Annotated in this window: 9 protein-coding genes and 2 pseudogenes; 7 read left to right on the top strand and 4 right to left on the bottom strand. The window is 64.6% G+C overall.

Translation table 11 applies throughout. The features are described 5' to 3' along the window. Positions 1 to 815: 815 nt before the first annotated feature. Positions 816 to 947, bottom strand: a pseudogene (locus tag G4D85_RS50775) (TetR family transcriptional regulator); the annotation flags it as partial. A gap of 747 nt (positions 948 to 1,694) precedes the next feature. Between G4D85_RS50775 and G4D85_RS22435 the strand changes: the two are divergent. Further along, complete coding sequence (locus G4D85_RS22435) at positions 1,695 to 2,945, top strand: ISAs1 family transposase (protein WP_164015245.1); 1,251 nt, start codon at positions 1,695 to 1,697, stop codon at positions 2,943 to 2,945. Between the two features lie 479 nt (positions 2,946 to 3,424). Here G4D85_RS22435 and G4D85_RS22430 read toward each other — a convergent pair whose 3' ends face one another. Then, complete coding sequence (locus G4D85_RS22430) at positions 3,425 to 7,612, bottom strand: nSTAND1 domain-containing NTPase (RefSeq protein WP_164015243.1); 4,188 nt, start codon at positions 7,610 to 7,612, stop codon at positions 3,425 to 3,427. Between the two features lie 559 nt (positions 7,613 to 8,171). On the opposite strand from G4D85_RS22430, the gene G4D85_RS22425 reads away from it, so the two are divergent. The 5 genes from G4D85_RS22425 (at position 8,172) to G4D85_RS22405 (ending at position 11,814) form a co-directional block, all read left to right on the top strand. Next, positions 8,172 to 8,660, top strand: coding sequence for a TIR domain-containing protein (locus G4D85_RS22425; protein ID WP_164015241.1), 489 nt, complete (start codon positions 8,172 to 8,174; stop codon positions 8,658 to 8,660). Positions 8,661 to 8,666: 6 nt separating this feature from the next. Continuing rightward, positions 8,667 to 9,827: a toll/interleukin-1 receptor domain-containing protein gene (locus G4D85_RS22420; protein ID WP_164015239.1), complete on the top strand. Its 1,161-nt coding sequence runs from the start codon at positions 8,667 to 8,669 to the stop codon at positions 9,825 to 9,827. 2 nt (positions 9,828 to 9,829) lie between these two features. Next, positions 9,830 to 10,489, top strand: coding sequence for an SLOG domain-containing protein (locus tag G4D85_RS22415; protein ID WP_164015237.1), 660 nt, complete (start codon positions 9,830 to 9,832; stop codon positions 10,487 to 10,489). Positions 10,490 to 10,679: 190 nt separating this feature from the next. Beyond that, entirely contained in the window at positions 10,680 to 11,225 is a 546-nt protein-coding gene (locus G4D85_RS50770; protein WP_420821717.1) for a helix-turn-helix domain-containing protein, read from the top strand. Then, positions 11,146 to 11,814, top strand: a complete 669-nt coding sequence (locus G4D85_RS22405) for an IS630 family transposase (protein WP_164015233.1) — start codon at positions 11,146 to 11,148, stop codon at positions 11,812 to 11,814. Before G4D85_RS50770 ends, G4D85_RS22405 begins: the two co-directional genes overlap by 80 nt. A 194-nt stretch (positions 11,815 to 12,008) precedes the next feature. Here the strand turns inward: G4D85_RS22405 and G4D85_RS22400 are convergent, their stop codons facing one another. After that, positions 12,009 to 12,422, bottom strand: coding sequence for a hypothetical protein (locus G4D85_RS22400; protein WP_164015231.1), 414 nt, complete (start codon positions 12,420 to 12,422; stop codon positions 12,009 to 12,011). Between the two features lie 58 nt (positions 12,423 to 12,480). Next, a complete protein-coding gene (locus tag G4D85_RS22395) occupies positions 12,481 to 12,861 on the bottom strand; it encodes a TIR domain-containing protein (protein ID WP_164015229.1) in 381 nt (126 codons plus the stop codon). A 599-nt stretch (positions 12,862 to 13,460) separates the two neighbouring features. Here G4D85_RS22395 and G4D85_RS50765 point away from each other — a divergent pair. Beyond that, positions 13,461 to 13,600, top strand: a pseudogene (locus tag G4D85_RS50765) (IS701 family transposase); the annotation flags it as partial.

Genomic DNA, 13,600 nt, shown 5'->3' with positions numbered 1-13,600 from the left:
GGACGGGCCGCAACCGTTCCGTTGCAGTGAGGGTGCCGCGGCGAGACTGCCGCGGCACCTCCTGCATGCTGGTGATTCCACGCGTGGCGCTTGCTTCGTGAGAAGCCCGAGTCACCGGGCGCGGAGCAGGGAGGGCTGAGTACCTGGGGCTGGAGGCGCTGCCCGCTGCCACCGGGCGTCATCGGCCGAGGCGACGGTGCCACGTCGATGCCACCGTCTGGCATGGGGACGGGCGCGGGCCTTGCCGCGAGGCCTCCGGACATTGCCGCGAGGCCTCCGGGCATCCCGGGCGAAGGCTCTTCTGTGCTCGGAGGAGGAGTGCCATTGCCTCGCGGCCCGGAGTCTTCGGGGCGGCCCAGGGCGCGCCAGAGGGCTCGTGCCGACGCGAGCACCTCGGCTCTACTCACCTGCGCGCCCTGCTGCGCCGTGCGAGCCAGTTCCATCAGCGTGCCCCACACCAGCCCCTCGCCCAGTTGGACGCAGCCGCGTCGCAGCGCGCCCTCCCGCTCGCCCTTCTCCAGCACCTCGCGCACCAGCGCCCGCGTCGTCCCACCGGACGACTGCTGGGGAATGAGCGCCCCGGCCACCCGAGGCCCGGGAGCCGGCGGCGAGTGCGGCCCATACTCGTGCGCGTGCCAGTGAAGGAAGGTGAAGTTGAAGAAGTCCGGCTGCGCCAGCGCCCACCAGGCCAGCTCCCACCAGAAGTCGAGGAACGCCTGGGCGAAGTCCACGCCCGGCTTGCCGTGGCTCAACAGGAACGCGACCTCCGCCTGATAGCAGAGCGTCTTCTCGGTGTACTCGCGCACCGCCAGGGCCAGCCCCAGCTTGCTGCCATAGCGCCGGTACATCGCGCCCACCGACATGTGCATGGCCTGGGCCAGCTCCGAGGCCTGCGCGTTGTCGTACCCACGCCGCGCCAGCAGTCCCGCCGCATAGCGCAAGGCCATCGCGTGAAACATCTCCAGCAACTCCATAACCCCATCCCCTCCCCGCCCCTCGGGCGACTGGCTGCCGCGAACGAGACGTCCTTCCGCTTCGCGCTACCCCTCGGGAGAGGGGGTGCGGCGGAACGAACGTTCCTTCCACCCGAACCTGTCTACCGGGCGGGTCTGACATGGGGCGCACCGCGGCAGGGCCCCAGCACGGTGAGTGCTCCTCTTGAGTTGCGTGGATCCCCTGCCCCCATGCCCTTGTGTCGGATTGCATTCCGTTTGCAATTCCTTGCCGTGACTGAGTTTGCCGCGCACACCCATGGGAGGCACATGCGTATTCCAGTTCAGGTAGCAGGTCTCCGGCTTCTGCTGTGTATCGGGCCCGCAGGCTGCAGCCAGCGGGAAGGCCCGCCAGGCCCCCAGGGAGAGTCCGGTCCACAGGGCCCGCAGGGGGAGCCGGGTCCCCGCGGCGCGCAGGGGTTTCAGGGAGAGGTGGGCGCCCCGGGCCCCCAGGCCTGATGCGTTCTCGCGGGCGAGGATTTGAAGAAGGGGCGTGAGGTCGCGGGGTTGGGCGCGTACGGGCGAGACCGGATTCGTGCACCACCCAACGGGTGCTCCAGATGATCGCCACCCTGGCGGGTGGGATGTACGCGAAACTTCGCTCCGCGGTCAAAAAAGCGGAGGGATGAGGCCGGCGAGCCCCATCCCCCCAGGAGCCCCTCTCTGCGGTCAAAGGCGGACAAGGGCCCCAAGGAGTCGAGCATGGGTGGACTTCGAGGACAACAGCGGCGTGTGCTGCGGCAGGCGCACCTGCCCTGGAGTGAACGGGTGAAGGACCCGCGCGAGGCCCGGGGCACGCGTCATGGGCACCTGGGCCTACTGGGGCTGGTGGTGGCGGCCTTCGCGGTGGGCAAGAAGGGGCTGAAGCAGGCCGGGCAACTGGCCCGGGACGTGGGGGCCCGGACGAGAAAGCGACTGGGGCTGCCGCACTCAGTGGTGGGCTCGACGCTCTGGCGCCTGCTGGAGCAGCAGTCGTCGGACGGCCTGCGCGAGACGCTGAAGGCCCAGGCGGTGCAAGTGCTGGAGGACCCGAACACGCCACGCCTGCCTTTTCCCCTGGGCGTGGTGAGCGTGGATGGCAAGAGCCTGTGGACGACGCACCAGGGGGAGGTGGAGGCGCTGGAGGCCGTCGCCAACGACGAGGAGGGCCGCGAACTCTGGAGGCTGGGCGCGCTGCGGGCGGTGCTCACCAGCGCGCTGGCGGCGCCCTGCCTGGACCTGGAATTCCTCGGCGCCAAGGAGGGAGAGTCTCCGGCCTTCCGCCAGTTGCTGCCCCGCGTGGTAGAGGCGTATGGCGAGCACTTCGGGGTGGTGACGGCCGACGCGGGGCTGACGTCCGCGCGGAATGCGGCCCTGGTGCGAGAGGCGGATAAGCACTACTGCTTCGGGCTGAAGGGCAACCAGCCCACCCTTCACGAGTACGCCATGCGGGCCATCGCCTCCAAGCAGTGCCCGGCCCGCTCGCGCACCGAGGAACGGGCGCATGGCAAGACGGTGGTGCGCGAGCTGTGGACGCACGCGCTGGCGCCCGACGAGGTGGACTTCCCCGGAGCGCGCCTGTTGCTGCTGGTGCGTCAGCAGCACTGGGATGACGACGACAACCTCCTCGAAGAGGACTACCGTTACTTCGTCACCTCGCTGGACACCACCGTCTTCAACTTCCACCAACTGCTGCGGCTGGTGCGGGTGCACTGGGGCATCGAGAACCGACACAACTGGACTCTCGACGTCGTTCTGGGCGAGGACGCGCGTCAGCCCTGCCGCCCGACGCGCACGGCCCTGGAGGTGGTGGCCTGGCTGCGGGCGTTGGCCCTCAACCTGCTGGCCTGCTTCAGAGCGCGTCTGTCTCCGGAAGGCCGCCACCTCGTTGAGTGGGCACGCGCGTGCGAACTGCTTCGCGACAGCCTCGTCCATGGACGAAGGCCGCAGGAGGCGTGCCTCCCAGCTGCATGAGGGCTCGCCGGCCCTCCCTCCGCTGCTGGCCGCCACAGCCCTCGAGGTGCACGGCGCCCCGGCCGAACGGCGAAGCCTTGCCGCACCGCGCCTCTCTCTCACGAGGTCGCCTCATGAAATCGCTGACACCCGAGAACGCATCAGGCCTGCCCTCGGCCCGAGGGGCGGTTGAAGCCCACACGCAGCCGCTCCCGGCCTGAGCGCCACTTCCACGACAGCTTCATCACCGTACGGCTCGCCATGGCGCGCGTGATTGCCACCTGGCTGCCTCGCTGTCCCACCTGCCACCGCTCCAACTACCGACGCGCCTCACGCAGCCTGCCCGGTCTCCCCGTTCATCCCGCGGGCCCCTGATGCAGTAGTGCTAAGTCCCCCGAAGTAGGCGACCGGGCGTCGCGGGGGGCTGCAACCAAGAAGAGGTGGCTCGGAGATGAAGCGCCGGGCTGCTCTTGGCACACGCGCGTGGGCAACCCTCACTGCTATGGGCCTAAGACAACTCCTGGCATCGCATCGCAGGTGTGAGGTCGACCTGCCTCCAGTTGAGAGGCCATCGAGAGCTGGACCGAAACAGGTGCCCAGTTCCAGCACGACCAAAGGCGTGCCGTCCCATCCCTGCCAGCGGTGAGGACTCGGGACCCGTCTGGACTGAACTTGGCCGCCCGTACAAATCCAGAATGACCGGAGAGTATGGCGAGGGGATTGCCGGAGGCTATATCCCAAAGGCGGGCAGTTCCGTCTACGCCACCAGTCAGCAGACGATTACCGCCAGCACTGAAATCGGCTGTGATTACTTGGCCGGAGTGCTTGGAAAGTGTGGCGATGAGGCTCCCGGCAGCTGCGTTCCAGACGCGCGCCGTTCCGTCAGTGCTGATGGCTGCAATTCGGGAGCCATCAGAACTGAACCAGGCCTTCCCCGTCAGGCCAAGGTAACCGGAAATAATTATCAGGGGCTTGCCGGAAACCGTATCCCAAAGGCGCGTCGTGCCATCCCCACTGCTGGAAGTGAGGACTCTCGCGCCGTCAGGGCTGAACTCGGCTGTGCCTATTTGGCCAGAATGACCAGACAATACGGCAAGAAGCTTTCCGCTGGATGCATCCCAGATGCGCGCCGTCTTATCATTGCTGGCAGTGATGACGAGTGTGCTATCGGGATTGAACCTGGCCACCCAAATTGCATCATCAGGGTCGGAGCGTGTGGTTATCAGAGTAAGGAGTCTGCCGGTGGCTGCATCCCATATTCGTGCTGTCCTGTCATGACTGGTGGTGACGACGCGGGTGCTATCGGGACTGAATTCGGCTGACCACACCGCGTCGTCGTGACCTTGGAGAATTGTAATGATCTTTCCGGTAGATGCACTCCAGATGCGTGCTGTCTTGTCGTTACTGGAAGTGACGATACGAGTGCCATCGGGACTGAACCTGGCCGTTCTCACCATATCGGAGTGACCGGTGAGGAGCGCCTGTGACTTACAGGAGTTCGCGTCCCAAATGCGCGCAGCATGGTCGTCACTGGCAGTAAGGACGTGCGAGCCATCTGGGCTGAACTCCGCTGAAAATACTTCGCCGGAGTGGCTATCGAGAATACAGGAAGCTTTATCGGGCGCGGCTACCCAGAGGCGTGCGGTACCGTCCTCGCTGGCAGTGATGATCCGAGTTCCATCAGGGCTGAATGCGGCAGCATTTATTGGCCCAGAGTGTTGAGAGAAGGTGGAGATGGGCTTGCCAGCGACTGTGTCCCAAAGGCGTGCGGTGCCGTCCTTGCTGGTGGCGGTGAGGATGTGGGCGCCATCGGGGCTGAACTTTGCCACTATCCTTACGGTGGCGCGTTCTGTGTGAATGAGGAGACTGGAGAGAAATGTGCCGGTGGACGAATCCCAAATGCGCACTGTTCCATCAAGGCTTGCAGTGAGGACGCGTGAGCCATCTGCACTGAATGAGGCCGCCGTTACTCCTCCCTCATGACCATGGAGCGTGGCGAGGAGGTTGCCGGTTGCCGCATCCCACACGCGTGCCGTCTTGTCACCGCTGGCTGTGAGGATACGGGAGCCGTCGGGGCTGAAGTCGGCCGCGAATATTAGCCCGTTGTGACCGGAGAGCGTGATGAGGGGAGTGCCGCTGAGCGCATCCCAGATGCGCGCAGTGCCGTCGTAGCTGGCTGTGAGGATACGGGAGCCATCGGGGCCAAACCCGGCCACTACAACCGCGTCGGAGTGGCCACGGAGAATAGCGACTCTTCTTCCCGTGGCTGCGTCCCAGATACGCGCAGTGCGGTCCTGACTGGCGGTAATGATTCGGGAACCATCGGGGCTAAAGCTGATTGCCCTCAATGCGTCGGAGTGACCGTAGAAGGTGGCGAGGGCGACTCCAGAGGTTGAATCCCAAAGAGTCGCTGTGCCATTCGAACTGGCGGTGAGGATGCCAGAGCCGTCAGGGCTGAAACCTGCTGCCATCAACATGTCAAGATAGTCAATGTAGGTGGGAAGGGTTACCAGGGGGGCGCCGGTAGCTGCATCCCAAATGCGTACTGTCCTGTCATGGCTGGCGGTAAGGATGCGAGAGCCGTCAGGGCTAAATGCGGCCGAAAACACCGATGCGGAGTGGTCGAAAACGGCCAGTCCTGGTTCACGACTCCACGCAGACAATGCCCCTGCGATATCTGCGTTTGGATCGATGTTCCATGCCTCTTGAATGAGGCGGAGGCTTTGCTGTGGGGACGCCTTGACGCTTAGTAACGCTTGCGATGTCAGTTCTCGCGAGTGGGCTTTGTCCCGCTCCTGCCGCGCCCGTTGCCAGGAAGCGAAGATGCCTGCTGTGGCAACCGCCAGAACCACGGCCAGTAGGCGCAGGAGCCGGACTTCCTGCCGCTTGCGCCTGTCCTGCTCCCGTTTCTGTGCGTCACGGTGCGACAGGCTCGCTTCCAAGAAGTCGCGCTCACGCTGGTTCATGGGCCTGGGACTGCTCGCGAAGTGCTCCTCGGATTCCAGCAGGCGTGAGCCGGTGTACAGGTAGCTCGGGTCGCGCCGACGCTTTTCCCACTCGTTGGCCGCCTCCGTCAGGCGTCGGTGGACTCGCAGCTCCCGCCGGTTCTTGTTGAGCCAACCGCGCAGCGTGGGCCACTCGCGGATGAGCACCTCGTGCGCCACCTCCACGGTGTCCCCATCCGCGGTGACCAGACGTGTCTCCGGCCCCGACAGCACCTGGAGCACGTGCTCGACACGCTCGGGGGCGATGCCTGGAAAGTACAGCTCGCCGCGCGCCACGCGCCGTCGTGTATCGGGATCGGAAGTACCTTCACCCAGGGCGGTGAGTCTCAGGAAGAGCTGTCGAGCAATCTCCTGCTCCTCGGGATTCAGCGCCTCATAGCAGGACTGCGCGCGCCGCTGGAGCGCACCCGAGACTCCCCCGCTCGTCTCATAGGCGGACAGCGTCAGCCAGGCACCCTGGCGGGCCCGCCACAACTCGTAGAGGGCGTGCTCCAGCAAGGGCTGCGTGCCCGGCGCCTGCAACACGTCCTTGAGGATGGTGCCCGCCAGGCCCTTCTCCAGGAAGGCCCCAACGGCCTGCGCGGGGCGGACGATGGCGTCGCGCAGCGCCTCAGGCCCCAGGTTGCCCAGCAGCACCTGATGGTCCTGCATGAGGGCGCGCAGCACAGGCAGGCCGAGGCAGCGCTCGAAGAAGTCCGCGCGCAGGGTGGCGATGACGCGGATGGAGTCTCGACCCTTCTCGACGGCCTCCCGCAGGGTAGAGACGAAGGCAGCGACGTCCTTCGAGGTCTCCTCCTGCGCGGAGTGGGTGAACAACTCCTCGAGCTGATCCACCACCAGGAGGAAGGTGCCCGGCTGCTCGGCGGTAAGGGTGTCCACTGCGTTGCGGAAGGCCTCCGTCCGAGTGGCGAGGCGGTGGGTGAGCTCATCGGCGGTGACCAGCCTGGCCTCAGGAGGCACCAGCGTGGCGAGCTGGTTCGCGAGGGCTCGTAGGGGCTGGTCTCCAGGTGTCATCACCTGGATTCGCAGGGGGCGGCCCGACTCCGTCGCGGCGTCCTCCAGGCGTGGCAGCACGCCGCCCAGCACGAGCGAGGACTTGCCGGCGCCCGAGGCCCCCACCACCACGACGAAGGGGTGCTGCGTCAGCTTGTCGCGCACGGTCTGGATTTCGGAGTCACGGCCGAAGAAGAAGCGCGCATGCTCCCTGCCGAAAGGCAGCAGCCCCCGGTAGGGCGCGGGCTCATCTGGCAATCGGTACGCATCGCCCTCGAGCGCCTGGCCCTTGATTCCGGCCACCAGTCGGTTGAAGGCGTCGGCGTCGTCGAGGCCCGAGCGGAAGTCCACCCAGGTGCGCTGGGCGAGAAACCCCTTCACGTCCTCGGGTCTGGCGCCGGGCAGGAGGACGGGGATGACGCGGTACTCGTCCCGGGTGCGAACGGCGTGGATGATGGCCAACTGCAGCTCCTCGTGTTGCCAGGGGCTGACGCCGGACTCGCCAAGGAAGACGGCCACCGAGGGGCACTCGGCCAGGGCCTGCTCCAGCTCGGTTTGCCAGCGTGCGCCCGGAATGAGGTGCCATCTGTCGAGGAAGGGTTCGAGTTGGGCCACTTCCTTCAATCGCTTCGCCAGTTCCTCGACGGCTCGCTTATCGCGGCCGTTGTGGGACAGGAAGACATCGAACATCCGCTCCATCCTCTTGCTTCTCCCCCGGCGGCGAAGGAGCGGTTGCGCTGCGCTTCGGACGTGAGCCAGTGCCCCGAAGGATACTTCAGCCCGGAGGAGGGCGGAAACGGGCGGCGGCGCGTGACGTCGCCGCGTCACCAGGTGGCGCAGCGCAGCGCCTTGTCCATTCACGTGAGGGCCCGCGACTGGTTGGCGGCCCCGGTATAGCGGCTGTTGCTGTTCGAGCAGCGGTAGCCGAAGTCTCCTCAGCCCGGGATTCCGCAGGCTCCACAATATCCGTGCGTGAATGCGATCCCCGAGCCCCTCCCATCCCAGGAGGTCCAGGCCCCATGCCACGCACCTGATGGAAGCGCGGCCTGGACAGGCGTGTACCCCAAGGGGCTGCGCGGCCACTCCACCGACCCGGCACACGGCTCGGACGGCCTAGTCAGCGGCCCTCCTCGCCCCCTCTGCTTCAGCCCGCCACCCTCAACAGAGTCCCTATCCGTCCATGCTCCGGCTGTAGGATTACAGGCGCTGCCGGCTCTGATATAGGCTAAGGCGTTCTACGGAGGCGCATATGGCTCGAAAGGTCTTTTTCAGTTTCCACTACGACCGTGACGTGAGGCGCGTCGTGCAGGTTCGAAACTCGTGGGTCGTTCGTCCAGAAGGCGAGGCGCAGCCCTTCTACGACAAGGCTGAGTTCGAGGAGGTGAAGAAGCGCGCCGGCGGCATTGAGAAGTGGATCGAGGAGCAACTCAATGGGACGTCCGTAACGGTGGTTCTTTTCGGTGCGGAGACCTACGAACGTCCTTGGGTGCGGCACGAGATCAAGCGTAGCTACGTACTCGGTAAGGGACTGCTTGCGATTGACATCCACAACGTGAAGGATCCGCAGCATGGAGTGGACGTGCAGGGGAAGAACCCGCTCGACTACTTGACGATCAATCAGAACGGGCGCGATGTACCGTTGTCCACCCTCTACAAGACTTACGATTGGGTGCGCGACAATGGCTATGCCAACATGCTGTCTTGGATCGAAGCAGCCGCGAAGGCCGCTGGGCGTTGACGCGTCGTGAGTATCTATGAACTAGCCATCTTGGGCGCAGTATCGCCGCAGGAGCGGGCGGTGCTCACGGGAACCATTAAGAAGATGGTGGCGGACTTTGGGCTCGCGCTCGGCGCGGAAGTGGTCGTCCACAACGCCGATACGCTTGCCGGACGAGACAAGCGCTCCGCCTTCGCGGCGGCTTACTTCGGTGGGGCCGACCAGACGGATTTGGAGGCAGCGAGTGAGGTGGTGCGTACGAGCGCTCCCATCATCCCGACAATCGGGAGCGGAGGCGATTTCAGTACTCACGTCCCGGGCTTCCTGCATGCCGTGAACGGGCTGCGCCGCCGGAATAACGATCCTGAGATGGCCGAGCTGGCGGCGGCGATGCTTGAGTGCGTCGGGCTCCTCCGGCGGCAACGTCGTGTGTTCGTGAGCTACCGACGCGTGGAGTCACGCGCTGCGTCGTTGCAATTGCACGATATGCTGACGGCCCACGGCTTCGACGTGTTCCTCGACACGCACGACATCCGGCCCGGCGATCCATTCCAGGATGTCCTCTGGCATCGGCTGGTCGATTCTGACGTCATGGTTATGCTGGACACGCCGACCTACTTCGACAGCCGCTGGACGCGCCAAGAGATTGGTCGCGCTCGCGCTAAGGAGATCCAAGTGCTTCGGGTGATCTGGCCCGAGCACAAGCCAAGCAAACTGACCGATCTTGCCGAAACGATCTACTTGGACAGCGCTGAACTCGAAGGGCCCGATGGTCCGATTATTGCCGCCACAGCGGATACGATCGTGCTTGGCGTGGAACGGTTGAGAAGCCGAAGCATCGCGGCTCGCTACATGTCTATTACGGGCAAGCTGCGCGCGGACGTCGAGAAGATCGGTGCCAGCGTCGAAGGGATTGGAGCTCACCGCGCCATTGCCGTGCGTCTGCTCGATGACCGGAAGATCTGGGCTTATCCCGTTGTAGGCGTGCCGACGGCCGAGGTCCTCAACGATGTCGCGGAGAAGGCGAAGCGGGCCGACCAACGGGAAGTTCCAGTGCTCGTCTACGACCACATCGGCATCCGCGACGCTTGGAACGCACATCTGAAGTGGCTGGATGAGAACATCCGGGCTGTTCGCGCCATTAAGGTCTCGGAGGCCGGATGGTCGCTTGCGGCTTGGGAGAGTTGAGCATGACTGAGGCGATCTTTCTCTCAGCCGGCGTTCCCGACCCGAAGTGCGGCCCCGAGTACGCGGCAACCGCCGACACCGTCGCGATTACCGCCGCAGTCTCCGCACTCGTCCACGTGACGCTCGGCCGGAGGCTTCTGATTTGGGGCGGCCATCCCGCTATCACTCCTATGATTTGGGTGGTCGCAGAAAACATCGGGGTCGACTACGGTCGGTGGGTGCGCCTATATCAGTCGCGCCATTTTCAAGACGAGTTCCCCGAGGACAACGAGCGATTCCAAAACGTCACCTATACTGGCGACGTCGAGAAGGATCGAGAAAAGAGCCTCCTCGAAATGCGGGAGCGGATGTTCACCGAGCACCAGTTCAAGGCTGCGGTGTTTATCGGCGGCATGGGTGGGATCATCGACGAGTTCGAACTCTTTCATCGCCTCCAACCGAACGCGGCGGTGGTACCCGTGGTTTCGACGGGCGGAGCCGTTCTGAAGGTGGCCGAGCGACTGCCGGTGGTCGCCCCAGACCTGTCGAACGATCTCGACTACGTCGCACTCTTCCACCGTCATCTTGAGATCTCGGTGCGGGAGGAACGATTCGCCCGACCCGAGGCCCAGCCGGCTGAGATTGATCAGCGATACTGGCGCCCGCTAGGCGTCAAACCCTGATGGTTCGAACCATGGTGTTTCTTCGGCGAACGAAATTCCGTGGAGAAGAACATCCGCGATGTTCGTGCGGCATGGTGAGACCTTCTTTCTCCGACGTCACCGACTGACGTCCCACCAACCGTCCAAGACGGCACCCTAGTCCTTTGACCGGGTGGAGATTAACTCGCGAACTCCCGCGTGTTGCCCAGGTATGAGGGCGCACACGCGAAGCCGAGGGTTGAAACTGAAGCAGGCGGACAGGGCAGCGCTGCAAGCGCTGACGCACCGGGGGCGGGAGTCGGTGCGGGTGTTGCGGCGAGCGCGGATGCTGCAACTGCTGTCTGAGGGGTGGACGGTGGTAGGCGCGGCCGAAGCGGTGGGCGTCACCGAAACCACGGTGCGCACCGTCCGGCGGCTCTACCGTGAGGCGGGGCTCGCCGCGGCTCTGCGTGAGAGGCCCAGGCCAGGTGCGGCACGACGCCTCACCGAGACGCAGGCCAGCGAGGTAGTGGCCATGGTGTGCGCACCGCCACCCGAGGGCCGCGCCCGCTGGACGGTGCGTCTCATTGCGCACGAGGCAGTGCGTCGGGGCATCGTGCCGGAGGTCGGCCGGGAAACCGTGCGCGAACTCCTCCTGCGCCATGACTTGATGCCGTGGCGAGAAAAAAATGTGGTGCGTGCCCGAGCTGGACGCCCAGTACGCCGAGCGCATGGAGAACGTGCTGGAGCTGTACCAGCGGCCGCTCTGTCCTACTGAACCCGTCATCTGCTTCGATGAGAGACCAGTACAGCTGCTGGAGTGGGTACGTCCTGCCTCACCAGCATGTCCCGGGCGCGAGGCACGCCGGGACTACGCCTACTTTCGGTGCGGCACGGCCAACCTCTTCTGTGCCGTGGAGCCAAAGGCCGGCTGGCATTTCGTGAAGGCGACACCGAACAGGAAGAGTCCGGCGTTTGCCGAGGCTCTGCAGGACATTGCGAACAGGTACCCGGACGCGGACACCATCCACCTGGTGATGGACAACCTCAGCACCCACAGCCGCCGCGCTCTCGAGGTTCGGTATGGGGTGCGCGCAGGTCGGCGGCTCTGGCGCCGATTCACCGTGCATTACACGCCTGTGCACGGAAGCTGGCTCAACCAAGCGGAGGTGGAGATTTCCCTTCTCTCACGTCAGTGTCTGGGCAAGCGACGCATCCCCACTCTCGATAAGCTCCGCCGCGAAACGGGAGCATGGGCGAGGTGGGCTAATCGCCAGCGGGTCCGAATCCGCTGGCTCTTCACCGTGCCGAAGGCCCGAGCGAAGTTCCGCTACTGCCCACCAGACTTCACCCGGTCAAAGGACTAATGAGGGCAGGGACTCTTGGGGATGCATCCTTCCCTGCGGCGAAGGACTTGCTCTCCGGGGCTCCGGGCGCATTCTCCGGAAACCACCGCGACATTCGTGCTTCCGACTTGATGAAGCTCAAGTCCTATCCGCTCGTCATGAAGCAGCTCTTCGCGGATCTCGGCATTCCTTGAGCGAGACAGGGTTGCGTGATGTCAGGCTCCCTTCTTGAGGTTGATGAAGACCAGCACGCCGATGACAGCGAGCAGGAGTGGAATATAGAACGCCGCCAACGCCGGGCGCGCCGCAGCCTCATTTAGGCTCTCCCTGGCAAAGCCGCTCGTGTCCATGGAGTAGTCGGTACCCGGCTTCTGCCGCACGTCGTTGTAGAGATCGCGGAAGAGTTTCTCCTGTTGAAGGTAGTAGGCGTCCAGCATCCAGAAGGCAAAGGCAGGCAGAAGTGCGATGTACGCATAGCGCTGATCCGCGTCCTGCGATGAGAGCGCAAAGAGTGCCGCGACGAGCGTGACGGCCCAGCCCTTAAGGCTTGAGGAGTTGCTCGTCATCCGGTTGATGACCCCTTGAATCAACTCAAGGTGCTTGCGCTTGTCCTCACTTGAGTCACTCATGCCGCCGCGCTCCTTTCAACCGAGGTTCCAGCGTTCCCTGGAGACCTTGCTCAGGTCATCATGCCAGGGCCTTGGCGATGGCCTCCGGGTTCAGCGGGATGGGGAGGAGTTGTCCAAAGCCCTGGGGGGGAGCGCCAGTAGTACCTGGTATCCTCGCCAGGAACACCCTTTTGTTGAGCGAGGTGGCGACCGCCAACTCGTATCGCACCCAGTCATGGTTGTGCGTATTCTGGCCCACTAGGCAGAGTACAATAGAAGCGCCCCGGATCTTGGGCTTCAGATGGTTCTCGATGGCGGTCTGTCCCAGGTGCCTTACATCCTCACTCTCCGTCACCGTGACCATGTTGGAGCCCAACCGTCCCCCTTGGCACCAGCGGATGACATCGTCTCGGTGATTGTGGTCTTCGTACACGTAGCTGAGGAAGATAGATTGAGGCATGGCTGGACTCCCTGTTCGTATTTCAACCAGCGTCTTGACTGTACCGCAACGGGTTCGCGATTCACCAGTCGGTGACATTCCGGCTTCCGCCTTCGGCGGGGACCTTGGGTACACGAGGAAATCGACGCGGTCAGCGCATAAGAGAAATTGGGGCACTGTTGAGGACAGCGGATTGGAGCTGAGAGTCAGAGGAAAGCCGCTGACAGGAGCCCAGGAACTGTGCGCCACGCCGGTGCACTCATTGTGCAGCCCGATGGGGCACACGTCAGCCTCCCACGGGCCTCGGTTTACGGGATGACGAGGCGCAGTGCTCGTCCGGTTTCGGTTCCCGCTATAGGGCCAGGAACCGGGAACCACCGGCCACGCGCCAGCGACGCCCCCGGGCGAGAAGCGCCTCCAGCGACGCGGCCGGGATCCGGATGGACCGCCCGGCCCACACCCGTTCCAGTTCCACGCGTTCCAGGAGCGCGCTTAGGCGGTGGCTAGCACTACTGCGTCAGGGGTATGCGGGGGAGCGAGCGACTGAGGGCTGCGCGCCCTTGGCTACCATTGCGTTGTGCGCCCGGCGTCCTACTCATGAAGTAGGTATGGACTCCATCATGAATGCCGCTACCGTGCAGCGGCTTGAGAGGTACTTCCAGCGAATCGGCGACGTGCTCGGCGAGGAGAGCCGGCGTGGCTCGTTCGCCCTCTATGCCATGGGCCTGCTGGGAGACGGGGAGCGCAAGAGCGTCGAGCC

Origin of the sequence: Pyxidicoccus trucidator (assembly GCF_010894435.1) — a bacterium.
GTDB lineage: Bacteria > Myxococcota > Myxococcia > Myxococcales > Myxococcaceae > Myxococcus > Myxococcus trucidator.
The sequence above is the reverse complement of the archived record's forward strand: the minus strand, read 5'-3'. Positions and strand labels throughout refer to the sequence as shown.